The organism is Streptomyces sp. NPDC051684 (assembly GCF_044453445.1).
Classification (GTDB): domain Bacteria; phylum Actinomycetota; class Actinomycetes; order Streptomycetales; family Streptomycetaceae; genus Streptomyces.
Window position 1 is genome coordinate 153,845 of sequence record NZ_JBITCS010000020.1, and the last position, 24,146, is coordinate 177,990.

A 24,146-nucleotide genomic window follows, 5' to 3' on the forward strand; every position below is an offset into this window, starting at 1 on the left:
AACGTGGACGGCCCCCGAGCACTGTGCTCGGGGGCCGTTCCCACGTCTCGGGGCTCTGCCCCGGACCCCGCGCCTCAATCGCCGGCGGGGCTTGATTGTCCGGACCGGCTCGAGTGGCTATGGCCGTCGCGCCGACGTCACCCGGTACACGTCGTACACGCCCTCGACCCCACGTACCGCCTTCAGGACGTGGCCCAGGTGCTTCGGGTCGCCCATTTCGAAGGTGAAGCGGGACGTGGCCACCCGGTCGCGGGAGGTCTGGACCGCCGCGGACAGGATGTTCACGTGCTGGTCCGACAGGACCCGGGTCACGTCGGACAGGAGCCGCGAGCGGTCCAGGGCCTCGACCTGTATGGCGACCAGGAAGACCGACGACTGCGTGGGCGCCCACTCGACCTCGAGGATGCGCTCGGGCTCGCGCGAGAGCGAGTCCACGTTGACGCAGTCGCTGCGGTGAACCGATACGCCGCTGCCGCGCGTGACGAAGCCGATGATCGGGTCGCCGGGCACCGGCGTGCAGCAGCGCGCCAGCTTCACCCAGACGTCGTCGACGCCCTTGACCACCACACCGGGGTCCGCGTTCGAGCGACGCTTGGAGCGGCCCCGCGAGGGCGGCGCGCTCTCGGCGATGTCCTCGTTGGCGGCCTCCTCGCCGCCGAGCGCCTGGACGAGCTTCTGCACGACGGACTGCGCCGTGACATGGCCCTCGCCTATGGCGGCGTACAGGGACGAGATGTCCGGGTAGCGCATCTCGTGCGCGAGCGTGACGAGCGAGTCGCCGGTCAGGATCCGCTGGATCGGCAGGTTCTGCTTGCGCATGGCGCGCGCGATGGCGTCCTTGCCCTGCTCGATGGCCTCTTCGCGGCGCTCCTTGGAGAACCAGGCACGGATCTTGTTGCGCGCACGCGGCGACTTCACGAAGCCGAGCCAGTCGCGGGACGGTCCCGCGCCCTGCGCCTTGGAGGTGAAGACCTCCACCAAGTCGCCGTTGTCCAGGGTGGATTCGAGGGGCACGAGGCGTCCATTGACGCGTGCTCCTATGGTCCGGTGGCCGACCTCCGTGTGGACCGCGTACGAGAAGTCCACCGGGGTCGCCCCGGCCGGGAGCGCTATGACGTCGCCCTTCGGCGTGAAGACGAAGACCTCGTTGCGCGACAGGTCGAAGCGGAGCGACTCCAGGAACTCGCCCGGGTCCTCCGTCTCCTTCTGCCAGTCGAGGAGTTGGCGCAGCCACGCCATGTCGTTGAGGTGGTCGTCCTTGCCCTTGCCGGACGACTTGGGGGCGTCGGTGCGCACCTTGGAGGCGCCGGCGACGGCCTCCTGCTTGTACTTCCAGTGCGCGGCGATGCCGTACTCGGCGCGGCGGTGCATGTCGAACGTACGGATCTGGAGCTCAACCGGCTTGCCGTTGGGGCCGATCACCGTCGTGTGCAGCGACTGGTACATGTTGAACTTGGGCATCGCGATGTAGTCCTTGAACCGCCCCGGAACCGGGTTCCAGCGGGCGTGGACGGTGCCCAGTGCCGCGTAGCAGTCGCGGACCGTGTCGACGAGGACGCGGATGCCCACCAGGTCGTAGATCTCCGCGAAGTCACGGCCGCGGACGATCATCTTCTGGTAGACGCTGTAGTAGTGCTTCGGGCGCCCTGTGACGGTCGCCTTGATGCGGGCCGCGCGCAGGTCGGACTGCACCTCGTCGGTCACTATGGCCAGGTACTCGTCGCGCTTGGGCGCGCGCTCGGCCACGAGCCGCACGATCTCGTCGTACATCTTGGGGTAGAGGATCGCGAAGGCGAGGTCCTCCAGCTCCCACTTGATGGTGTTCATGCCCAGGCGGTGCGCCAGCGGAGCGTAGATCTCCAGCGTCTCGCGGGCCTTCTTCTCCTGCTTCTCGCGCTTGAGGTAGCGCATGGTGCGCATGTTGTGCAGGCGGTCGGCGAGCTTGATGACCAGGACGCGCGGGTCCTTGGCCATCGCGACGACCATCTTGCGCACGGTCTCGGCCTGCGCGGCCTCGCCGAACTTGACCTTGTCGAGCTTGGTGACGCCGTCGACGAGCAGGGCGACCTGGTCGCCGAAGTCGCGCTTGAGGGTGTCCAGGCCGTACTCGGTGTCCTCGACCGTGTCGTGCAGCAGGCCCGCCATCAGCGTCGCCGGGTCCATGCCCAGCTCGGCGAGGATCGTCGTCACCGCGAGCGGGTGCGTGATGTACGGGTCGCCGCTCTTGCGCTTCTGGCCGCGGTGCCAGCGCTCGGCGACCTGATAGGCGCGCTCGACCTGGCGCAGCGTGGACGTCTCGATCTTCGGGTCGTTGCTGCGCACTATCCGCAGCAGCGGCTCCAGGACCGGGTTGTACGGGTTCGAGCGCTGCACGCCGAGGCGGGCCAGGCGGGCGCGGACGCGGTTCGAGGAGCCGGAACGCGCGGCGGGCTGGCTCGTGGCCGCGCGGATCGCGGGCGGCGGCGTGGGCCGCGGCTGGTTCGCGGGAGGCTTGGTGCGCGGCTGCTCGGCCGCCGTGCCGCTCGGCGGCGCAGGCCTCGCCGCCTTCCCGTCCTTCTCGGGCGTGCGGGAAGGAGCCGCGGCGCGCGTGGCCTGTTCGTCATGCGTGGCGGCGGAGAGTGGCTTGGCCTCGTCTGGCAACGGCGCTCCTCGTGCGCGACGGGTCCCCCGTTCAGGTCCCGGAGAGCCCATGGTATCGATCCGGCGTCCTCGGATCGCCCTGGGCGGACGGGACGCCTTCGTACTGGTGAAACAGCAGAGGCGGGCGCCGGATTCCTCCGGGCCCGCCGCCAAGGCTGTGAGCTGCGGCTTTACACCACGAGCAGGGCGTCGAGCGGCGCACCCTGAAGCGCGGATTCCAGCCGTCCGCGGCCGGGCAGAAAACCCAGCTCCATGAGGACGGCACAGCCCGCGACCTCGGCGCCGGCCCGGCGGATCAGATGCACCGCGGCCTCGGCGGTGCCGCCGGTGGCGAGCACGTCGTCGATCACCATGACCCGGTCGTCGGCGCCGAGGTCCTCGGCGTGCACCTCGATCTCGGCGGACCCGTACTCAAGCTCGTACGACTGCGCGAGCGTGGCACCGGGGAGCTTGCCCGCCTTGCGTACGGGGATGAAGCCGAGGCCCGCGCGGATCGCGACGGGGGCGCCCAGGATGAAGCCGCGCGCCTCCAGGCCGACGATCTTCGTGGCGCCGTTGCGGACGCAGAGCTCCGCGAGCGTGTCGGTGAGGGCCGTGAAGGCCGCCGGGTCCGCGAGCAGCGGCGTGATGTCCTTGAACAGGACACCGGGCTCCGGATAGTCCTGCACATCGCGGATGCGGCTGAGGAGCAGCTCCTTGATGTCGGTCATTTCTGCACCTCAGCGAGTATGTGAAGAGTTTTACCAGGAGATTCGACCGCTTTGCGGCGACCGCCAACCCTAGCAGTCGCGGCTGTCGGGAAACGCCGAGGGCGCCAGGGCCTCGAAGGCTCCTGGCGCCCTTGTGACGACCGTACGGGTGCGGCTCAGCGGCGCTTGCCCGAGGGGCGGCCGCGGCCGCGGTTGCGGGCCGGCTGGTTGCGCGGTCCCGTGGCGGCGGGACCGGCGCCCGCGGGGGCGGCGTCCTGCGGCTCCTCGTCCGTCGCGTACGAGCCGTCGGCCTGGTGGCCCACGACGGCCGTGTCGGCCTTCGCCGCGGCGGCGGCCCGCTTGACGAGCACCCGCTTCTTGAGCGCCTTCATCTTCGGCTCGCGCTCCTTGAGGTCGGCGACCAGCGGAGTGGCGATGAAGATCGACGAGTACGCACCGGCGGCGAGGCCCACGAAGAGCGACAGCGAGATGTCGTTCAGCATGCCCGCGCCGAGGAAGCCGCCGCCGATGAACAGCAGGCCGCCGACCGGGAGGAGCGCCACGACCGTGGTGTTGATCGAGCGGACCAGGGTGCTGTTGATCGACCGGTTGGCGACCTCGCTGTACGTCCAGCGCGTCTGCTTCTCCAGGTCCTTCGTCTGTTCCTTGAGCGAGTCGAAGACGACGACCGTGTCGTAGAGCGAATAGCCAAGGATGGTCAACAGACCGATCACCGTGCCCTGCGTGACCTCGAAGCCCACCAGGGCGTAGATCCCGACGGTGATCGTGATGTCGTGGATGAGCGCGACGAGGGCCGCCACCGCCATCCGCCACTCGAAGGCGATCGCCAGATAGATCACGACCAGGACCATGAAGATGGCCAGGCCCTGCCATGCCTTGTTGGCGATGGAGGCGCCCCAACTGGGGCCCACCAGGTCGGCGTTGATGTCGTCGGCCTTGATGTCCATGTCCTTGGACAGCTCGGCCTTGATCTGGTCCGACTTGGCGGTGTCGACGCCCGCGACCTGGATGCGCAGGCCGCCCGAGCCGAGCTCCTGGACGACCGCGGGGTGGCCCGAGGCGTCCGCCGCGTACTCCTCGGCCTTCTGGGCCGAGACGCTGGTCTTGGGCGTCGTGAAGATCGCGCCGCCCTCGAACTCGATGCCCATGTTCAGGCCGCGCACCCCGAGGCCGACGATGGCCGTGATGGTGATGAGGATCGAGACGCCGTACCAGATCATGCGCTTGCCGATGAAGTCGTAACCGACCTCACCGCGGTACAGCTTGGCGCCGAGATTGCCCAGCTTCGACATCTCACGCCTCCTTCGGGTCGACAGGGCGGGTGGCGCGGCGGGTGCGACGCAGCGGGGGCTGCACGCCCAGGCGCTTCGGGTCGAGGCCGGACCACTTGTGCCCGCCCGTGAAGAACTTCGTGCGGGCCAGGAGCGTCATCAGCGGCTTCGTGAAGAGGAAGACCACCACGATGTCGAGCAGGGTGGTCAGGCCGAGCGTGAACGCGAAGCCCTGCACCTTGCCGACGGTCACGATGTAGAGCACCGCGGCCGCGAGGAACGACACGAAGTCGGAGACCAGGATGGTGCGTCGGGCCCGCGGCCAGGCGCGCTCCACCGCGGGACGCACGGAGCGTCCCTCTCTGATCTCGTCCCGGATTCGTTCGAAGTACACGATGAACGAATCCGCGGTGATGCCGATGGCCACGATGGCACCACAGACGGCCGGCAGGTTCAGCGCGAAGCCGATGGCCGGGCCGAGCAGCGTCATCAGGGTGTACGTGAGGATGCCGGAGGTGAGCAGCGAGGCGAGCGCGATGAGCGACAGGCCCCGGTAGTAGACCACCAGGTAGATGACGACCAGCGCGAGGCCGATGGCGCCCGCGATCAGGCCGGCGTTGAGCTGCTCACCGCCGAGCGCGGCGGTCACCGAGGTGACGCTCTGCTCGTGGAAGGTCAGCGGCAGGGCGCCGTAGGACAGCACGTTCGCGAGGTCCTGCGCGGACTCCTGGGTGAAGGAGCCGGAGATCTCGGCGTTCTGGCTCAGGGTGGAGCTGACGCTGGGCGCGGAGACCACGTCGCCGTCGAGCACGATGGCGAACTGGTTCATCGGCGACTGCTGGCTCTTGAGCTTGCTGGTCGTCGCGGCGAACTTCTTCGAGCCGGCGCCCGTGAACTCCATGTTCACGACCCACTGGCCGGACTGCTGGTTGATGGTCGCCTGGGACTTCTTGACGTCCTTGCCGCCCACCTCGGACGGGCCGAGGATGTACTTCTGCCACTGCCCCTGGCTCTGACCGCAGGCAATGATCGGGTCGGAGGACTTCGCGCCCTCGTTGATCTTGGTGCGGGCCGCCTTGTCCGTGCAGTCGAGCTGCATGAACTTCTTCTGCAGCGCGGCGGTCGCCGGGTCGGTGCTGGGGCTCGGTGCCGCCTTCGCGTCGTCGCCGCTCTTCGCGGAGGCGCTCGGCGTCGCGTCGGCCTTGAGGCTGTCGGTGACCGCGCGGCCCTGCGTCGTGGCGGTGGGCGACGGCGTGGCCGTCGACTTGTCCGTCGCCTTGTCCGAGCCGGTGGTCTTGTCGGTCGCCTTGCCGCCGGTCGAGGCGCTCGGGGACGGGGTGGCCGACTTGTCACCCTTGCCGGCGGGCTGGCCGGCGGTCATCGTGAGCACCGGACGGAAGTAGAGCTGCGCGGTCGTACCGACCTGCTCGCGAGCCTGCTTCTCGTTCGTCCCTCGCGGGATGTTGACGATGATGTTGCTCTTGCCCTGCGTCTGGACCTCGGCCTCGGAGACACCCATGCCGTTGACACGGCGGTTGATGATGTCCGCCGCGGTGTCCATGTTGGTCTTGTTGATCGCGTTGGGCTTGCCCGGCTCGTTCTTGGCCTCCAGCGTGATGCTGGTGCCGCCCGCGAGGTCGATGCCAAGGCGCGGGGTGAACGTGCCGGAGGCGAACATCCCCCCGACGAGCGCGACCATGATGATCACGATCAGGCCCAGGGCGCGCCCCGGCTTCGACTGGGCACCTGCCCCTCGGCTCTTCTTAGGTGTGGCCACCTTCTCGTACTCCCTCTCCATCCGTCCGGCATCGGGGTTGGGTGCCAGGACGGCCATGAAATGGTCGAGAGTCCGCGCGGGTCACGCACGGACAGGAACCGCGGGGCACATCGAGCGGTCGCCCCACGGTTCCGGCCGTACTACTTCGCGTCGGACTCGCCGTCGGTCTTCTTCACCTCGGCGTCGCCGGCCTTCTCGGCCTTCACGTCGTCGGCCTTGTCGGCCTCGGCGTCCTCGGCAGGCTCGTCCTTCTTGCCGAGGTCGATGCGCGAGTCGTCGGCGGCGGCCGTCTCGTCGGTCTCGGTGAGGGAGGACGCGTCGTCCGGCACGACGGCGTCGTTGGTCAGTTCGTCATCATCAACGACTTCCTCGCCGTGGACGATGCGGTTGTACTCGTCATCGGTGAGGACGGCGCCGATGGCGTTCTTCGCGAACATGAGGTGGACCCCGGGGCCGGCGTCGAGAAGGACCGCGTCGTCGTGGACCTCCTTGACCGTGGCGTACATGCCCCCGATCGTGCGGACGCCGGAACCGGGCTGCATCTCATTGCGCATCTTTGCGGCCTGCTGCTGCTTCTTCTTGGCAGACCGGGTCATCAGGAACATAGCCCCGATGAGCACAATGAACGGGAGGAGGGTCACAGGACTCACGGGTAGGAACTTCCTTCATTCAGCCGCGTCGGAATGCGGCCGCGTCGATGATGGGGTATTGCGCCGCCGCAAAGGCGACGTCGGCGGAGTCTAAGCGAGTCCGCACTGTGGGAACAACGCTCAGCATGGCACCGGGGTTCCAGCCCCGGCGAGTACGCGCGCCGTCATGCCCCGAAGAGGTCTTGTTGTCCGCTTGCCCCAGGTCTCCCTTGGGGTGCGGTGAGTCCCAGGTGGGCCCACGCGGCGGGAGTCGCCACACGTCCCCTGGGGGTGCGCGCCAGGAGTCCTTCCCTGACGAGGAAGGGCTCGGCGACCTCTTCCACCGTCTCACGCTCCTCCCCCACGGCGACGGCAAGTGTCGAAAGTCCCACAGGTCCGCCGCTGAAAAGCTTGAGGAGCGCTTCGAGGACGGCGCGGTCCAGGCGGTCGAGGCCGCGGCCGTCCACCTCGTACACGCCGAGGGCGGCGGACGCGATGTCCCTGTTGATCTGGCCGTCGGCCTTGACCTGCGCGTAGTCGCGGACGCGGCGCAGCAGGCGGTTGGCGATGCGGGGGGTGCCGCGGGAGCGACCGGCGATCTCGGCGGCGCCCGCTGTGTCGATCTCCACATCGAGCAGGCTCGCCGAGCGGTGGATCACCCGCTCCAGCTCGGGAGGACCGTAGAACTCCATGTGGGCGGTAAAACCGAAGCGGTCGCGCAGCGGCGGTGGCAGCAGCCCCGCGCGCGTGGTCGCGCCGACAAGGGTGAAGGGCGGCAGCTCCAGCGGGATGGCGGTGGCGCCGGGGCCCTTGCCGACGATGACGTCGACGCGGAAGTCCTCCATCGCCATGTAGAGCATCTCCTCGGCGGGCCGCGACATCCGGTGGATCTCGTCGAGGAAGAGGACCTCGCCCTCCTGGAGCGAGGAGAGGATCGCGGCGAGGTCGCCCGCGTGCTGGATCGCGGGCCCGGAGGTGATGCGGATCGGGGCGCCCATCTCGGCCGCGATGATCATGGATAGGGTGGTCTTGCCGAGGCCGGGGGCGCCGGAGAGCAGGACGTGGTCGGCGGTGGCGCCACGCGCGCGGGCGGCGCGCAGGACCAGGTCGAGCTGCTCCCTGACCTTCTCCTGGCCGATGAACTCGCCCAGGTCCTTGGGGCGCAGCGCGGCCTCTACGGCCTGGTCCTCCGTGTCGGCGGACGCACCTACGAGCCGGTCGGCCTGCGGCGTCGCGGCGTCGTCGGTGGTCTCGTCCCAGTTCATGTGTGGAGCCTCGCGTTACGGGTGGGTGCGGGTGGTGGACCGGGCGGCTAGCGGGTGCGGTTGAGGGTCTGCAGGGCCGCCTTCAGGAGCTGGCCCACCTGCGGAGTGCCCTCGGTGGCCTCGGCCTGCGGGGCGACCGCGTCGACCGCCTCGTCGGCCTCGCGGGTGGCGTAGCCGAGGCCGATCAGCGCGGCGTGCAGCTGCTCGCGCCAGCCGTTCGTGACAGCCGTACCGATGGCGGGGCCGCCCGTGCCGAGCGGTTCGCCGAGCCGGTCCTTCAGCTCCAGGAGGAGCTTCTGGGCGCCCTTCTTGCCGATGCCGGGGACGGCCGTGAGCGACTTCTCGTCACCGGTGGAGACGGCTCTGCGCAGCGCGTCCGGGCTGTGCACGGCGAGCATCGCCTGGGCCAGGCGCGGGCCGACGCCGCTCGCGGTCTGCAGGAGCTCGAACGTCTGCTTCTCGTCGTCGTCCGCGAAGCCGTACAGGGTGAGCGAGTCCTCGCGGACGACCAGGGACGTGGCGAGCTTGGCCTGCTGGCCGATACGGAGCGTGGACAGCGTGTTCGGCGTGCACTGGAGGGCCATGCCGACACCGCCCACCTCGACCACCGCGGCGTCGGGGGCGAGGGCGGCGACGGGGCCGCTGACGAAGGCGATCATGCGGTACGGCCTTTCGGTGCGTGGGCCGCGCGGGCGGCGCGGGAAGCGGGGGTTGCCTTGGACGCCTGGGCCGCGTGCTGGGCCACGGCCTGCTGGAGTCTGTTCTGCGCGGGGGCGCGCCAGATGTGGCAGATGGCGAGGGCGAGGGCGTCCGCCGCGTCGGCCGGCTTGGGCGGTGCGTCCAGCCTCAGCAGTCGCGTCACCATGGCGCCCACCTGAGCCTTGTCGGCGCGCCCCGTGCCCGTGACGGCCGCCTTGACCTCGCTGGGCGTGTGCAGCGCGACGGGGATGCCGCGGCGCGAGGCGCACAGCATGGCGACGGCGCTGGCCTGGGCGGTGCCCATCACGGTGCTCACGTTGTGCTGGCTGAACACCCGCTCCACGGCAAGGACTTCGGGCCGGTGTTCGTCGAGCCACTGCTCGATGCCCTGCTCGATGGCGACGAGGCGGTGGCCCAACTCGGCGTCCGGTGGCGTGCGGACGACGCCGACGCCACGCATGGTCAACGGCCGTCCCGCGACGCCCTCGACGACGCCGACACCGCAGCGGGTGAGCCCTGGGTCGACCCCCAGTACACGCATGCGCGCCCCCTCCCGACCGCGAGTGATCTTCGAACGCCCTCCAGGCTATCCGCTGCCACCGACAACAGCGGCGGGCCGGGGAGACGTGTCTCCCCGGCCCGCCGCTGTCGAGCTGTGCGCGGCAGCGCCTACGCGTCGACCTTCTCCATGACCTCGTCGGAGACGTCGAAGTTGGCGAAGACGTTCTGCACGTCGTCGCTGTCCTCGAGCGCGTCGATGAGCTTGAAGATCTTGCGCGCGCCCTCCTCGTCCAGCTCGACCTGCATGGTCGGGACGAAGTTGGCGTCGGCCGAGTCGTAGTCGATCCCCGCCTCCACGAGCGCGGTGCGCACGGCGACCAGGTCGGTGGCCTCGGAGAGCACCTCGAAGGACTCACCCAGGTCGTTGACCTCCTCGGCGCCCGCGTCGAGCACGGCGCCCAGGACGTCGTCCTCGGACAGCTCGGCCTTGGGGACGACCACGACGCCCTTGCGGTTGAACAGGTACGACACCGAGCCCGGGTCGGCCATGTTGCCGCCGTTGCGGGTCATCGCCACGCGCACGTCGGAGGCGGCGCGGTTGCGGTTGTCGGTGAGGCACTCGATGAGCACCGCGACACCGTTCGGCCCGTAGCCCTCGTACATGATCGTCTCGTAGTCGGCGCCGCCGGCCTCGAGGCCGCCGCCGCGCTTGACCGCGGAGTCGATGTTCTTGTTGGGGACCGACTGCTTCTTCGCCTTCTGGATGGCGTCGTACAGCGTCGGGTTGCCCTCGATGTCGGTGCCGCCCATGCGCGCAGCGACCTCGATGTTCTTGATCAGCTTCGCGAAGAGCTTGCCGCGCTTGGCGTCAACCACGGCCTTCTTGTGCTTCGTCGTAGCCCATTTAGAGTGGCCGGACATCTGCCTGTCTCCTTCGCGTAACCAATTTACGAACGCCAGAGATCCTACAAGGAACCCGGGGCACCCTTCGCCCGCACCATGTCCACGAACATGGCATGGATCCTGTGGTCGCCCGTGAGCTCCGGGTGGAAGGACGTCGCGAGGGCGTCGCCCTGGCGGACGGCCACGATGTGCCCCTCGTACTCGGCGAGCACCTCCACCTCGGCGCCCACGGACTCCACCCAGGGAGCCCGGATGAAGACGCCCTCCACAGGATCGCCCTCGACGCCCCGGACGTCGACCGCCGCTTCGAAGGACTCGTTCTGACGTCCGAAGGCGTTGCGCCGCACGATCATGTCGATGCCGCCGATGGTCTCCTGGCCCGAGCGCGGATCGAGGATCTTGTCGGCGAGCATGATCAGGCCGGCACACGAGCCGTAGACGGGCATGCCTTCGCGCACGCGCGCGCGGAGCGGCTCCATCAGCCCGAAGAGGTGTGCCAGCTTCGAGATGGTGGTCGACTCGCCGCCGGGGACGACGAGACCGTCGACCTCGGCCAGTTCCTCGGCGCGCCGCACCGGCCTGGCCACGGCGTCGGCCGCGGCCAGGGCGACGAGGTGCTCGCGCACGTCGCCTTGGAGCGCGAGCACTCCGACTGCGGGAGTGGTCATCACCAGCCCCGGTTCGCGTACCGCTCGCCCTCGGGGAGCGTGTCGCAGTTGATGCCGACCATGGCCTCGCCCAGGTTGCGGGACGCCTCCGCGATGATCTTCGGGTCGTCGAAGAAGGTGGTGGCCTTCACGATGGCAGCGGCGCGCTTGGCCGGGTCGCCGGACTTGAAGATGCCGGAGCCGACGAAGACGCCCTCCGCGCCGAGCTGGCGCATCAGCGCGGCGTCGGCGGGAGTGGCGACACCACCGGCGGAGAACAGCACGACCGGCAGCTTGCCGAGCTCGGCGACCTCCTTGACCAGCTCGTACGGGGCGCGCAGGTCCTTGGCGGCGGCGTACAGCTCGTTGTTGTCGAAGCCGCGCAGGCGGGCGATCTCGTTTTTGATCTGGCGCATGTGGCGGACGGCCTCGACGACGTTGCCGGTGCCGGCCTCGCCCTTGGAGCGGATCATCGCGGCGCCCTCGGCGATGCGGCGCAGGGCCTCGCCCAGGTTGGTGGCGCCACAGACGAACGGCGTCGTGAAGGCGAACTTGTCCGAGTGGTTGACCTCGTCGGCCGGGGTGAGCACCTCGGACTCGTCGATGTAGTCGACGCCGAGGGACTGCAGCACCTGGGCCTCGACGAAGTGGCCGATGCGGGACTTGGCCATCACCGGGATCGAGACGGCGCCGATGATGCCCTCGATCATGTCGGGGTCGGACATCCGGGCCACGCCGCCGTCCTTGCGGATGTCGGCCGGCACACGCTCCAGGGCCATCACGGCCACGGCGCCGGCGTCCTCGGCGATCTTCGCCTGCTCGGGCGTGACGACGTCCATGATGACGCCGCCCTTGAGCTGCTCGGCCATGCCGCGCTTGACGCGTGCGGTGCCGGTGGCGGTGTTTTCGGAAGTGGACACGGGTGACCTCACTCGGTGAACGAAGGCTTTTGCAGCACCGAGGAAACCTCTGGGGAACAGGCCACTACAAGGGCCAATGGACAGCCGGTGGCTCCTTTTGGCCTGGGAACCAGGTGGTGACGCCGTCCGGGGCCTAGGGCTTGTCGTTTGGATCAGGCCGGATCAGGGAGCGGGGCCTGGTGCGTGCGATCGCAAGGCGGAGGAGGGAGGCGACGCGGAGCGTCGTCGACCGACGACAACGCCGCGAGCGTGCGTGCCAGGCCCCGCGAGCCCGGCCTGATCCAAACGACAGGCCCTAGTTGGTGACGCGGTCGGCCAGCGCCGCCGGAGGCTCGTCGTCCATCTCGAAGGCCAGCGGGAACGGGGCGTGTCCGGCGAGGCGGAACCAGCGGACCTTGCGGTGGCGGCGCAGCGCGCGGGCCGCGCGCACGGCGTCGTTGTGGAAGCGGCGGGCCATCGGGACGCGGCGGACCGCCTGGGCAAGCTCCTCCGCGGCCTCCTCGCCGCCGGGGGCCTCCCGGACCACCTCGACCTGGTCGGGCTCGCTGAAGACGGCCCTGAGCGCCTGGCTGAGCTCGCTCTCGGCGACCTCGCGCTGCTCCTCCTCGGCCTGGCGCGCGGCGTGCGCCGCCTCGTACAGCACGATCGACGCGGCCGGGTCGAGCACGCCCGACGTGGCCAGTTCCTGGGCGACGGAGGCCCGCCGCAGGAGTTGGGCGTCGAGCGCGGCGCGGGCCGCGTCGATCCGGGCGTGCAGACGGTCGAGCCGTCCCGCGGTCCAGCTCAGGTAGAGCCCGATCGCGAAGAGGGCTACGGCGATCCAGATGAGGGTGACGGTCACGGGCGGCAAGGCTACCGGGGACGCGGCGGGGGTCAGTCCCGCGCCAAGCCGAAGCGGGCCCGCAGGCCCGTCCGCTCGTCGGCCGCGACCGCCGCCGCGCCCTGGGTCACCGTCTCGTAGACCGAGAGGATGTCCGCGCCGACCGTGGACCAGTCGAAGCGGCGGACGTGCTTGCTGCCACGCGCGCGCAGTTCGGCGCGGCGCTCCGGGTCGCCAAGAAGGCGCAGGGCCGCGACGGCGAGGGTGTCCGCGTCCTCGTTGGTGAAGAGTTCGCCGGCCGCGCCCTGGTCGAGGACCTGGGCGAAGGCGTCCAGGTCGGAGGCGAGCACGGGCGCGCCCGCCGACATCGCCTCCACCAGGATGATGCCGAAGCTCTCGCCGCCGGTGTTGGGCGCGACGTACACGTCGACGCTCGCCAGGAGGCGGGCCTTGTCCTCGTCGCTGACCATGCCGAGGAACTCGACGCGGTCGCGCATCTCCTTGGGCAGCGAGGCCACCGCCTCGTCCTCGTCGCCCCGGCCCGCGACCAGAAGGCGGGTCTGCGGGCGCTCCGCGAGGATCTTCGGCAGCGCCTTCATGAGCACCGGCAGGCCCTTGCGGGGCTCGTCGATGCGGCCGATGAAACCGATCGTGCCCCCCTCCCGTCTCCCACCACCGCCCTCAACCGAGCTTCGCGCCCCCTCTGTTTGCCACTCGGCCTTGGGTTCGGCCCGCGCGAAGAAGTCGACGTCGACGCCGTTGGGGATCACGACCGCGTCGCCGCCCAGATGCTCGACCAAGGTGCGGCGCGCGTACTCGCTCACCGCGATGCGCGCGCTGATCTTCTCCAGGGCGGGCTGCAGGATCGGATACGCGGCGATCATGGCGCGCGAGCGCGGGTTGGACGTGTGGAAGGTCGCGACGATGGGGCCCTGCGCGGCCCAGCAGGTCAGGAGGCCGAGCGACGGGGACGCCGGTTCGTGGATGTGGATCACGTCGAACGTGCCGTCGTGCAGCCACCTGCGCACGCGCGCGGCGCTCAGGAACCCGAAGTTGAGGCGCGCCACCGAGCCGTTGTACGGCACGGGAACCGCGCGGCCCGCCGACACGACGTACGGCGGCAGCGGGGTCTCGTCGTCCGCGGGAGCGAGGACGGACACCTCGTGCCCCAGGGCGATGAGATGCTCCGCCAGATCGCGGATGTGGAACTGGACGCCGCCCGGCACGTCCCAGGAGTACGGGCAGACGATTCCGATCCTCACGCCGGCCTCTCTTCGAAATCATCGAGGTCGGCAAGCCACAAGCGCTGCAGCATGTGCCAGTCCTCCGGATGGTCCGCGATCCCCGTGGCGAAGGCATCGGCCAGCGCCTGCGTCATGACAGACGTCTTCTCGGCCCGCGTACCTGTCTCCGGCACATCGACGGGTGGGTGGACGCGCCCCCGCATGATGGGCGAGTCGTCGTACCAGAGGGTGACCGGCAGCAGCAGCGCGCCGGTCTGCTGGGCGAGCATCGCGGGCCCCGCGGGCATCCGCGTCGTCTCGCCGAAGAACTTGACCTCCACACCGGAGGTCGACAGATCCCGGTCGGCCACCAGGCAGACCAGGCCGCCCGCGCGCAGCCGCCGTGCGAGCGTCCCGAAGGCGGCGCCGCCGGTGTGCGGCAGCACCTCCATGCCGAGGCCCTCCCGGTAGGCCACGAAACGGTCGTACAGGGTCTCCGGCTTGAGCCGCTCGGCGACAGTCGTGAACGGCGTGTCCAGCTTGGTGGTGACCCAGGCGCCCGCCAGGTCGTAATTGCCCATGTGGGGCAGGGCCAGGATGACGCCCTTGCCCGCGTCCAGGCCCTCGGTCAAGTAGTGGACGTCCTTGACCGAGAAGCCCTCCTTGATGCGCTCCTTGCTCCACGCGGGGAGCCGGAAGGACTCCATCCAGTAGCGCAGGTACGAGCGCATGCCCTTCCTGGAGAGCTGTTGCAGGCGCTGAGGCGTGGCGTCGGGCACCACGCGCGCGAGGTTGGCCTCCAGGCGCAGCACGCCCTTGCCGCGCTTCTTCCAGGCGGCGTCGGCGATCGTGCGGCCGAGGCGCCGCGCGACCGGCTCGGGGAGCTTCTTGACGGTCGCCCAGCCGAGCCCGTAAAGCGCGTCGGTGATCCGCTCCTGCGTCCCGCTCACGAGGTGGCCCCCTCCTGGGCGGCCGCCGCCGCGTCGGCCTCGGCGGACTCGCGGCGCACCGTCACCACGCGCTGGATCAGCGTGACGAGGCTGCCCACGGCGACGATCCACAGGGCGACCGGCAGCAGGTACTGGATGCCGGGCACGCCGAACTTGTGGAGCCCGGCGAAGCCCGCGGCGACGAGCGTGATGACGAGCCGCTCGGCGCGCTCCACGAGTCCGTTCACGGCGACGGGCAGGCCGATGGCCTCGCCGCGCGCCTTCGTGTAGGACACGACCTGGCCGCTGGCGAGGCAGAAGATCGACACGGCGCACAGGACGCTGTCGTTCCCGCCGCCCGCGTACCAGAGCGCCAGGCCGCCGAAGATGGCGCTGTCGGCGACCCGGTCGAGCGTGGAGTCCAGGAAGGCGCCCCAACGGCTGGAGCGGCCCAGCTGGCGCGCCATGTTGCCGTCCACGAGGTCCGAGAAGACGAACAGCGTGATGACGACGGTTCCCCAGAAGAACTCTCCGCGCGGATAGAAGACCAGCGCACCGGCCACGACTCCGGCGGTGCCCAGGAGCGTGACCGCGTCGGGGCTGACTCCGCGGCGGATGAGAAACGCGGCGAACGGTGTGAGGACACGCGTGAAGAATGCACGCGCGTACTTGTTCAGCATGGCCTTCCCGAGGGTCGGTGCCTGCGCGGCCCCTCTGGCCACCGGCTGGCCCATCGTAGCCACGCACACGTGCGAACCGCCGACGGGCCGCCACGCGCGCGTGCGATCCCGTACGACGTATGGACGCACAGTGACCCGAGTGGAAAGCTCGAAGACACCGCGGGCGTCGCCGAAGCCGCCTCCGCACGCGGATTCGCGTGTCCGCGCCCACAGGCCGAGAACGACCTAGGACCTCACCGAGCAATAAACCGGGAGGCAAGGCATGGGCGACAAGACCAACGGACACCCCGGAGCCGCCGGCAGGGCAGCGACGGCCGACCATCCCGCGTCCGTACGGAATGTGGTGCTGGTCGGCCACAGCGGATCGGGCAAGACGACCCTGGTGGAGGCCCTCGCGCTGACCGCGGGGGCGGTGAACAGGGCGGGCCGCGTCGAGGACGGCACCAGCGTCTCCGACTACGACGAGATCGAGCATCGCCAGCAGCGCTCGGTCCAGCTCTCGCTCGTCCCGCTGGAGTGGGACGGGTTCAAGATCAATCTGCTGGACACCCCCGGATACGCCGATTTCGTCGGGGAGTTGAGGGCCGGTCTGCGCGCCGCGGACGCGGCCCTTTTCGTCGTCTCGGCGGCCGACGGACCCGAGACGATGGCCGGCGCGACGCGGATGGTGTGGGAGGAGTGCGCCGCGGTCGGCATGCCGCGGGCCATCGTGATCACGCACCTGGAGGCGGCGCGCGCCGACTTCGAGGACATGACGCGGACCTGCGCGGAGGTCTTCGGCGGCGACGACCCCGACGCCGTGCTCCCCCTGTACCTCCCCCTGCGCGGCGAACGGGCGCCGGACGGGCACGCGCCGGTGACGGGCCTGATCGGGCTGCTCACGCAGCGTCTCTTCGACTACGCGTCGGGCGAACGCAAGGAGTCGGAACCGGACGCCGAACAGGCCTCGCTGATCGAGGAGGCCCGCAACCGGCTCATCGAGGGGATCATCGCCGAGAGCGAGGACGAGACCCTCATGGACCGCTACCTGGGCGGCGAGGAGATCGACGTCAAGACGCTCATCGACGACCTGGAGCGGGCCGTCGCGCGCGGCGTCTTCCACCCGGTCCTCGCGGCGGCCCCGGCGGCGGAGGACGCACGGCAGGGCATCGGCACCGTGGAACTCCTCGAACTGATCACCGGCGGCTTCCCGACCCCCTTGGAGCGGTCCGCTCCCGATGTGCGGGGGCGCGACGGGAAGGAGCTCGACATCCACGCGTGCGACCCGGAGGGACCGCTGGTCGCGGAGGTCGTGAAGACCGCGTCCGACCCGTACGTGGGGCGCGTCTCGCTCGTCCGCGTCTTCTCCGGCACCCTGCGGCCCGACGAGACGGTGCACGTGTCGGGCCACGGCCTGACCGACCACGGGCACGAGGCCCGCGCCCTGCACGAGGCGGACGAACGGATCGGGGCGCTCTCGGCCCCCTTCGGCAAGCAGCAGCGCACGCTGACGCACTGCATCGCAGGCGACCTGGCGTGCGTCGCGAAGCTGAGCCGGGCGGAGACCGGGGACACGCTGTCGGCGAAGGAGGCGCCGCTGCTCATGTCCCCGTGGGAGATGCCCGACCCGCTGCTTCCGCTGGCCATCCAGGCGCACAGCAAGGCCGACGAGGACAAGCTCTCGCAGGGGCTCTCCCGGCTGGTCGCCGAGGATCCGACGATGCGCCTGGAACAGAACCAGGACACGCACCAGGTGGTGCTGTGGTGCCTCGGCGAGGCACACGCGGACGTCGCCCTGGAACGGCTGCGCAGCCGTTACGGGGTGCAGGTCGACGTCATCGCGCACAAGGTCTCCCTTCGGGAGACGTTCGCGGGCAAGTCTGCGGGGCGCGGCCGGCACGTGAAGCAGTCCGGTGGCCACGGCCAGTACGCGATCTGCGAGATCGAGGTGGAGCCGCTGCCCGGCGGCTCGGGCATCGAGTTCGTGGACAAGGTCGTCGGCGGCGCGGTGCCCCGGCAGTTCATCCCGTCCGTGGAGAAGGGCGTGCGGGCGCAGGCGACGAAGGGCGTCGCCGCCGGATACCCGCTCATCGACGTGCGGGTGACACTGCTCGACGGCAAGGCGCACTCCGTGGACTCGTCCGACGCGGCGTTCCAGACGGCGGGGGCGCTCGCGCTGCGTGAGGCGGCGGCCGATGTGCGGATCCATCTGCTGGAGCCGGTGGCCGAGGTGGAGGTCCTCGTCGGCGACGACTACGTGGGCACCGTGATGAGCGATCTGTCGGGGCGGCGCGGCCGGGTCGTCGGCACCGAACAGGCGCCGGGCGGGCGGACGTTGATCCGGGCCGAGGTGCCGGAGATCGAGATCGGCCGCTACGCGGTGGACCTGCGGTCGCTGTCGCACGGCACCGCGCGTTTCAGCCGCGCGTACGCCCGGCACGAGCCGATGCCGGCCCAGTTGAGCGAGCGGATCCGCGAACAGGCCCAGGACGTCCCGTAGTCGGCCCAGGGTCGCGCACCGGCACCGGCTTCCCGTTCCACGGGGCCGCTGTCGGTGGCGGCCGCTACGCTGGTCGAAGATCAGCCGGATCCGGCCGACGGCGCGCCCAACAGGTGTGCGGGGCGGGCAAGTCGGGAAAAGCCGCAGCGACGGCGCGCGGTGATGGGGGTGGCAGTGGCGGACACGATCAAGCCGGCTTCGGCCGACGAAATATTCGACTTCCGGCCGGGCGCGCAGATCCCGTTGCAGGGGTCCGCGGGCCAGACCGCCGCGACGTTCGCCATCGCCTCGGCCGCATACCGGGACGACCCGGCGGTGAAGATCGAGGACACCAACAACGAGTGGCACAAGTCCCAGGTGAAGCAGGGGATGTGGTCACTGTTCGCGCCGAACCTCGGTGAGGCCTTCGCGCGGGCGGTGCAGGTGCGGATGCTGGGCGGCGCCCGCAAGCCGCTCATCCAGTCGTTCGGTACGGAACCGCAGGTCGTCGTGGAGCACTGCCTCGCGGCCAACCGGATCCGGCGCCAGCGCGACAGCCTGCTCACCTTGGTGACGGTGGTGTTCGGCTTCCTGTTCCTGCCCGGATTCCTGCTCTGGGTGACCGCGTTCGAGATCCGCCGCAGGGACAACATCCGGGTGGACCTGGCCGAGAAGGAGGTCAAGGAGGCCGAGGGCAAGGGCACCAAGGAGAAGCGCGAGGCGAAGAAGCACGAGCGCGAGGCGCGCGGCCGGGCCGCTCTCACCATGGCGATCCTGGCGATCGTGTTCGTCGCCGTCGCGATCGTGCTCGTCCGGCTTCCGTCCACCAGCGGCTGGACCTGGTATCTGCGCGCCTCCTTCGTGGCGCCCGTGGTCGGCGGTTTCTGGGCGCGGCGGATCTGCGAGGGCACCGCCAAGGATCTGCGGGACCGGTGGGGCGGGCTGCTGTCCGGCGGCGGGATCGGCGCGAAGATCCCGGAGGCCGTTCCCGGCAGCCCCGGCGAGACCGCCGCGGAGCAACTGCGGCAGAACCTCGCCAAGTTGTCGGCCGAGCAGCAGTCGAACTCGGTGTTCTACGCCGGCCCCAAGGGCATTCTGGGCATGGGCACGCGCTGGGGCGGCTGGCAGCTCGCCGAGGACCTGGTGTCGAAGGAGCCCGGCAAGGACATCCACCCGTTCCGCAGCTGGGACGTGGTCCGCGCGATCCACGACCAGCTCCGCCTCCTGGAGCGCAAGCCGATCCACACGGGCGGCTTCCCGACGCCTTCGGTGAAGCACTGGATCGTCTCGCCGATCGGGGAGAACGCGAAGAGCGTGACCCGCCCCTCGGGCGTGAACGTGGAGGCGTTCGAGACCAGGACGCACGAGATAGAGCGGATCTGCAACGAGCAGCAGTTCGGCGGCGGCAGCCGCCACTACCTGGGCGTGCAGTTCACGCTCTGGGACGGCCAGTTGGTCATCACCATGCTGATCACGGTCACGGTGCTGCACCAGACGCTGCGCATCGAGGTGACCGGGCACGCGCTCGGCCCGGTGCACTCCCTTTTCACGTCGAAGCCGGAGCCGCGGAAGAAGGAGATCTCCAAGCCCATACGGTTCTGGGAGACCACGGAGAAGACGCTCCCGCTGATCACCTCCGACGAGGCGGTGCGGATCGCGGTCCGCGCCCCCTTCACCTGGTACCCGCCGCTCCTCGACCACCTCGGCGGCAAGCTGGTGCTGCCCGAGCCGTTCGGCCTGCGGCACGCCTGGGCGGACCAGCCGTGGCGGCACCGCTTCATGGCGGACGACGCGCTGCGCACGGCCACGCCGGTGCTGCGCGTGGTGCACGCGGCGGCCATCAGGGTGCTCGACGAGAACGGCGTGGACACCGAGAAGTTCGGCAACCGCTCGGGCTTCCTCAGCGGCGCGGTCCAGGACCCGACACCGGGGAAGGCCGACACGTACAACGCGTAGGGGGTCCGCTCAATCGGTCGGCCAGGCCTTCGCCAGGGCCGTGCGCGTGTCCGCGAGCATCTGCGGCAGCACCTTGGTGTGGCCGACGACCGGCATGAAGTTGGTGTCGCCGCCCCAGCGCGGAACGATGTGCTGGTGCAGATGGGCGGCGATGCCGGCGCCCGCGACCGCGCCCTGGTTCATGCCGATGTTGAAGCCGTGCGCTCCCGAGGCGGCGCGCAGCGCGGCCATGGCGCGCTTGGTGAAGTCGGCCAGTTCCGCGGTCTCGTCAAGGTCGAGGTCGGTGTAGTCGGCGACGTGCCGGTAGGGCAGCACCATCATGTGCCCGCCGTTGTACGGGTACAGGTTGAGGATCGCGAAGACGTGGCTGCCGCGGGCCACGATCAGGGCGTCCTCGTCGGACTTGCCGGGAGCCGCGCAGAAGGGACAGCCGTCGTCGGCTCCGGGGCCGCTCGGTTTGCCCTCGCCCTGGATGTACGCGATGCGGTGCGGGGTCCACAGACGCCCGAATCCGTCCGGCTCACCCACTGGACCGACCTGCTGCTCCGGCTCACTCGTCATGCAATGCAGCATATGGCGTCACCTCACGGGGGCGTGTCGGTGGGTACCACCCCAGGTCGGCGCGGGCGATGCTGTCGGGATGACCGACACCCCACTCGCCCGCTGGGAGCGGCACAACGGCGTCGTCCTGGCGGTGGCCTCGCTCGTCTACCTCGCCGGGTACGCGGTCCGGGTACTCGGCGAGGCCCTGCCCGGCGCCCTGCGGGACCTGTGTCTCGCCCTCACGCTCACGGCGTGGGTGGTGTTCATCCTCGACTACATGGTGCGTCGACGCCTGAGCGGACAGCGCTGGCCGCGCTTCGTGCGCACGCACTGGCTGGACACGCTGGTCCTGCTGCTTCCGCTGCTGCGTCCCGTACGGATCGTGCAGGCCTACCAGACGGTGCAGCGCCGGCAGAACGAGCCGCGCCTCGCACTGCACGCGCGCGTGATCGCGTACGCGGGCCTGTCGGTGACGCTGCTCGGTTTCGCGGGCTCGCTCACCTTGTACCAGCAGGAGCACACGGCGTCCGGCGCGGACATCCGTACGTACGGCGACGCGGTGTGGTTCACGTGCACCACGCTGTCGACCGTGGGCTACGGCGATCTGGCCCCGGTGACCCCGCTCGGCCGGCTCGTGGCGGTGGGTGTGATGGCCTGCGGCCTGGCACTGCTCGGCGCGGTCACGGGCTCGTTCTCCTCGTGGCTGCTGCAGGTGTTCGCGCGGGAGGGGGACCCTGAACGGGAGAGGCCCCCGGGGGACTCCCCGGGGGCCTCTCGCCGTACGGACTGACCGGATCAGACCTGCGCCCGCTCCTCGACGACCTTCGCGATCTTCGCGATGGCCTCGTCGACCGGGATGCCGTTCTCCTGCGAGCCGTCGCGGTAACGGAAGGACACCGAACCGGCGTTCATGTCCTCGTCGCCCGCGATGACCATGAAGGGCACCTTGGCCTTCTGCTGGTTGCGGATCTTCTTCTGCATGCGGTCCGAGGACTTGTCGACCTCGACGCGCAGACCCTGGGCGCGCGCCTTCTCGGCGAACTCCTCCAGGTACGTCACGTGCCCGTCGCCGATCGGGATGCCGACGGCCTGGACCGGGGCGAGCCACGCCGGGAAGGCACCCGCGTAGTGCTCGAGGAGCACACCGAAGAACCGCTCGATCGAGCCGAACAGGGCGCGGTGCAGCATGACGGGCTGCTGGCGCGAGCCGTCCGCCGCGGTGTACTCCAGGCCGAACCGCTTGGGCTGGTTGAAGTCGACCTGGAGGGTCGACATCTGCCAGGAGCGGCCGATGGCGTCCTTGGCCTGCACGGAGATCTTCGGGCCGTAGTACGCGGCGCCGCCCGGGTCGGGCACGAGGGGCAGGCCCTGCTTCTCCGCGGCGGAGCGCAGCGCCTCGGTGGCCTCGGCCCAGTCCTCGTCCGTACCGATGAACTTGTCGGAGTCGTCGCGGGTGGACAGCTCCAGCTCGAACTCGGTCAGGCCGTAGTCGCGCAGCAGGTCGAGGACGAAGGTGAGGAGCGTGTCGAGCTCCTCCGCCATCTGCTCCTTGGTGCAGTAGATGTGCGAGTCGTCCTGGGTGAAGCCGCGCGAGCGGGTCAGGCCGTGCACGACGCCCGACTTCTCGTAGCGGTACACCGTGCCGAACTCGAAGAGCCGCAGCGGCAGTTCACGGTAGGAACGCCCGCGGGACTTGAAGATCAGGTTGTGCATCGGGCAGTTCATCGCCTTGAGGCGGTAGTTCTGCTCGTCGAACTGGATGGGCGGGAACATGCCCTCCGCGTAGTGCGGCAGGTGGCCCGAGGTCTCGAAGAGGTGCTCCTTCGAGATGTGCGGGGTGTTCACGAACTCGTAGCCGGAGACCTCGTGGCGGCGCCGCGAGTAGTCCTCCATGACCTTGCGGACCACGCCGCCCTTGGGGTGGAACACGGCGAGGCCCGGGCCAAGCTCCTCCGGGAAGGAGAACAGGTCGAGCTCGGCGCCGAGCTTGCGGTGGTCGCGCTTCTCGGCCTCGACGAGGAACTCCAGGTACGCCTTCAGCTCGTCCTTCGACGGCCACGCGGTGCCGTAGATGCGCTGGAGCTGCGGGTTCTTCTCGCTGCCCCGCCAGTAGGCGGCGGCCGAGCGCATCAGCTTGAACGCGGGGATGACGCGGGTGGTGGGCAGGTGCGGACCCCGGCAGAGGTCCTTCCAGCACAGCTCGCCGGTCTTGGCGTCGAGGTTGTCGTAGATGGTCAGCTCGCCGGAGCCGACCTCGGCGTCCGCGCCGTCGGCGGCCTGTGCCGCGTTGCCCTTGAGGCCGATGAGCTCCAGCTTGTACGGCTCGTCGGCCAGCTCGACGGCGGCGTCCGCGTCGGTGGTGACGCGGCGCGAGAAGCGCTGCCCCCGCTTCTGGATCTCCTGCATCTTCTTCTCGATGCGCTTGATGTCCTCGGGGGTGAACGGCTCCTTGACGTCGAAGTCGTAGTAGAAGCCGTCCTTGATGGGCGGGCCGATGCCGAGCTTGGCCTCGGGGAACAGCTCCTGCACGGCCTGCGCCATGACGTGCGCGGTCGAGTGTCGCAGGATGTTCAGGCCGTCCTCGGAGGAGATCTCCACGGGCTCGACGGTCTCGCCGTCGGTGACCTCGTACGCGAGGTCCTTCAGCTCACCGGCCACCCGGGCCGCGACGATGCTGCGCTCACCGGGGAAGAGCTCGGCGGCCGTAGTGCCCGTCGTCACCACGCGCTCTTCCCGCTCGGAATCGCGTTGGATGGTCACACGGACGTCAGACACCGGACTTCTCCTACCTGAAGATGGAACGCCGCGCCATTACCTGTGACGCGCGCAGCAACGATCGTACCGAGTCACCAGGGCCGCTCGCGAAACGGTTAACCCCGTGACGGGCGCGCGACTGTCAGTGGTCGTCCCTAGCGTGAGACGTATGACACTCGACTGGAACACGCTCCTCGCCGACCAGCTCGACTGGCACTGGCGACATCAGCTCCGCGACCGCCTGGCGGGGCTGACCGACGACGAGTACTTCTGGGAGCCCGTGCCGGACTGCTGGACGCTGCACCCGCGCGGCACCGGCACCGCCGCGATCCAGGGCGGCTCCGGGGACCTCACGATCGACTTCGAGTACCCGGAGCCGGTCCCCGCCCCCGTGACGACGATCGCGTGGCGCCTCGGTCACATCCTGGTGGGCGTGCTCGGCCTCCGGAACGCGTCGCACTTCGGTGCGGAGCCGGTGGACTACATGACGTACGACTATCCCGGCACGGCCGCCGACGCCCTGGACCGCCTGGACACCGCGTACGCGCAGTGGATCGCGGGGGTGCGCGGCCTCAACGAGGCGGCGCTCGCCCGCCCCTGCGGTCCGGCCGAGGGCCCGTTCGAGAAGGAGCCGATGGCGACGCTCGTGCTGCACATCAACCGCGAGATGCTGCACCACACGGCCGAGATCGCCCTGCTCAGAGACCTGTACGCGCACCGGCCCACCGGCTAGGGCTTGTCGTTTGGATCAGGCCGGATCAGGGAGCGGGGCCTGGTGCGTGCGATCGCAAGGCGGAGGAGGGAGGCGACGCGGAGCGTCG

At 70.0% G+C, this 24,146-nt stretch carries 21 protein-coding genes; 4 read left to right on the forward strand and 17 right to left on the reverse strand.

All coding sequences use genetic code 11. The features are described 5' to 3' along the window. Positions 1 to 117 precede the first annotated feature (117 nt). From ACIA8D_RS24430 to pgsA, 15 genes are all read right to left on the reverse strand, one after another. On the reverse strand, positions 118 to 2,640 hold the full coding sequence (locus ACIA8D_RS24430; RefSeq protein ID WP_399235406.1) for a RelA/SpoT family protein: 2,523 nt from the start codon (positions 2,638 to 2,640) through the stop codon (positions 118 to 120). Positions 2,641 to 2,810: 170 nt separating this feature from the next. After that, complete coding sequence (locus ACIA8D_RS24435) at positions 2,811 to 3,350, reverse strand: adenine phosphoribosyltransferase (RefSeq protein WP_399235407.1); 540 nt, start codon at positions 3,348 to 3,350, stop codon at positions 2,811 to 2,813. Between the two features lie 155 nt (positions 3,351 to 3,505). Next, on the reverse strand, positions 3,506 to 4,642 hold the full coding sequence (secF, locus tag ACIA8D_RS24440; protein WP_399235409.1) for a protein translocase subunit SecF: 1,137 nt from the start codon (positions 4,640 to 4,642) through the stop codon (positions 3,506 to 3,508). 1 nt (position 4,643) lies between these two features. Beyond that, the gene (gene secD, locus ACIA8D_RS24445) at positions 4,644 to 6,398 is read right to left on the reverse strand and encodes a protein translocase subunit SecD (RefSeq protein WP_399235443.1); all 1,755 of its coding nucleotides are present in this window, start codon (positions 6,396 to 6,398) and stop codon (positions 4,644 to 4,646) included. Positions 6,399 to 6,538: 140 nt separating this feature from the next. Continuing rightward, positions 6,539 to 7,048 carry a preprotein translocase subunit YajC gene (gene yajC, locus ACIA8D_RS24450; protein WP_399235411.1) on the reverse strand — a complete coding sequence of 170 codons (510 nt, stop codon included), beginning with the start codon at positions 7,046 to 7,048 and terminating at the stop codon, positions 6,539 to 6,541. 164 nt (positions 7,049 to 7,212) lie between these two features. Further along, positions 7,213 to 8,292 (reverse strand): Holliday junction branch migration DNA helicase RuvB, encoded by a 1,080-nt coding sequence (gene ruvB / locus ACIA8D_RS24455; RefSeq protein ID WP_399235413.1) that lies wholly within the window; start codon positions 8,290 to 8,292, stop codon positions 7,213 to 7,215. A 47-nt stretch (positions 8,293 to 8,339) separates the two neighbouring features. Next, entirely contained in the window at positions 8,340 to 8,951 is a 612-nt protein-coding gene (gene ruvA / locus ACIA8D_RS24460; protein ID WP_385763018.1) for a Holliday junction branch migration protein RuvA, read from the reverse strand. Continuing rightward, positions 8,948 to 9,532 carry a crossover junction endodeoxyribonuclease RuvC gene (gene ruvC / locus ACIA8D_RS24465; RefSeq protein ID WP_399235415.1) on the reverse strand — a complete coding sequence of 195 codons (585 nt, stop codon included), beginning with the start codon at positions 9,530 to 9,532 and terminating at the stop codon, positions 8,948 to 8,950. Before ruvC ends, ruvA begins: the two co-directional genes overlap by 4 nt. A 128-nt stretch (positions 9,533 to 9,660) precedes the next feature. Continuing rightward, a complete protein-coding gene (locus ACIA8D_RS24470; RefSeq protein ID WP_399235417.1) occupies positions 9,661 to 10,413 on the reverse strand; it encodes a YebC/PmpR family DNA-binding transcriptional regulator in 753 nt (250 codons plus the stop codon). A 44-nt stretch (positions 10,414 to 10,457) separates the two neighbouring features. Beyond that, the gene (gene pdxT / locus ACIA8D_RS24475; RefSeq protein WP_399235418.1) at positions 10,458 to 11,063 is read right to left on the reverse strand and encodes a pyridoxal 5'-phosphate synthase glutaminase subunit PdxT; all 606 of its coding nucleotides are present in this window, start codon (positions 11,061 to 11,063) and stop codon (positions 10,458 to 10,460) included. Further along, complete coding sequence (gene pdxS / locus ACIA8D_RS24480; protein ID WP_399235420.1) at positions 11,063 to 11,962, reverse strand: pyridoxal 5'-phosphate synthase lyase subunit PdxS; 900 nt, start codon at positions 11,960 to 11,962, stop codon at positions 11,063 to 11,065. The genes pdxT and pdxS overlap by 1 nt, the downstream gene beginning before the upstream one ends. Before the next feature lie 295 nt (positions 11,963 to 12,257). Then, positions 12,258 to 12,803 carry a hypothetical protein gene (locus tag ACIA8D_RS24485; RefSeq protein WP_399235422.1) on the reverse strand — a complete coding sequence of 182 codons (546 nt, stop codon included), beginning with the start codon at positions 12,801 to 12,803 and terminating at the stop codon, positions 12,258 to 12,260. Positions 12,804 to 12,835: 32 nt separating this feature from the next. After that, the gene (locus tag ACIA8D_RS24490; RefSeq protein WP_399235424.1) at positions 12,836 to 14,044 is read right to left on the reverse strand and encodes a glycosyltransferase family 4 protein; all 1,209 of its coding nucleotides are present in this window, start codon (positions 14,042 to 14,044) and stop codon (positions 12,836 to 12,838) included. Continuing rightward, the gene (locus ACIA8D_RS24495) at positions 14,041 to 14,955 is read right to left on the reverse strand and encodes a phosphatidylinositol mannoside acyltransferase (protein ID WP_399235426.1); all 915 of its coding nucleotides are present in this window, start codon (positions 14,953 to 14,955) and stop codon (positions 14,041 to 14,043) included. Before ACIA8D_RS24495 ends, ACIA8D_RS24490 begins: the two co-directional genes overlap by 4 nt. Next, on the reverse strand, positions 14,952 to 15,668 hold the full coding sequence (gene pgsA, locus ACIA8D_RS24500; RefSeq protein WP_399235445.1) for a phosphatidylinositol phosphate synthase: 717 nt from the start codon (positions 15,666 to 15,668) through the stop codon (positions 14,952 to 14,954). The genes ACIA8D_RS24495 and pgsA overlap by 4 nt, the downstream gene beginning before the upstream one ends. A gap of 208 nt (positions 15,669 to 15,876) precedes the next feature. On the opposite strand from pgsA, the gene ACIA8D_RS24505 reads away from it, so the two are divergent. Beyond that, the gene (locus ACIA8D_RS24505; RefSeq protein ID WP_399235428.1) at positions 15,877 to 18,093 is read left to right on the forward strand and encodes an elongation factor G-like protein EF-G2; all 2,217 of its coding nucleotides are present in this window, start codon (positions 15,877 to 15,879) and stop codon (positions 18,091 to 18,093) included. A 162-nt stretch (positions 18,094 to 18,255) separates the two neighbouring features. Continuing rightward, positions 18,256 to 20,028, forward strand: a complete 1,773-nt coding sequence (locus ACIA8D_RS24510; protein ID WP_399235431.1) for a hypothetical protein — start codon at positions 18,256 to 18,258, stop codon at positions 20,026 to 20,028. Positions 20,029 to 20,037: 9 nt separating this feature from the next. On the opposite strand, the gene ACIA8D_RS24515 is transcribed toward ACIA8D_RS24510, so the two are convergent. Next, positions 20,038 to 20,601 carry an HIT family protein gene (locus ACIA8D_RS24515; protein ID WP_399235432.1) on the reverse strand — a complete coding sequence of 188 codons (564 nt, stop codon included), beginning with the start codon at positions 20,599 to 20,601 and terminating at the stop codon, positions 20,038 to 20,040. 67 nt (positions 20,602 to 20,668) lie between these two features. On the opposite strand from ACIA8D_RS24515, the gene ACIA8D_RS24520 reads away from it, so the two are divergent. Continuing rightward, a complete protein-coding gene (locus ACIA8D_RS24520) occupies positions 20,669 to 21,361 on the forward strand; it encodes a potassium channel family protein (protein ID WP_399235433.1) in 693 nt (230 codons plus the stop codon). 5 nt (positions 21,362 to 21,366) lie between these two features. Here ACIA8D_RS24520 and thrS read toward each other — a convergent pair whose 3' ends face one another. Next, positions 21,367 to 23,346 carry a threonine--tRNA ligase gene (gene thrS / locus ACIA8D_RS24525; RefSeq protein WP_399235434.1) on the reverse strand — a complete coding sequence of 660 codons (1,980 nt, stop codon included), beginning with the start codon at positions 23,344 to 23,346 and terminating at the stop codon, positions 21,367 to 21,369. A gap of 148 nt (positions 23,347 to 23,494) precedes the next feature. Here thrS and ACIA8D_RS24530 point away from each other — a divergent pair, with 148 nt between their 5' ends. Further along, positions 23,495 to 24,058: a DinB family protein gene (locus ACIA8D_RS24530; RefSeq protein ID WP_399235436.1), complete on the forward strand. Its 564-nt coding sequence runs from the start codon at positions 23,495 to 23,497 to the stop codon at positions 24,056 to 24,058. The last annotated feature ends 88 nt before the right edge of the window (positions 24,059 to 24,146 follow it).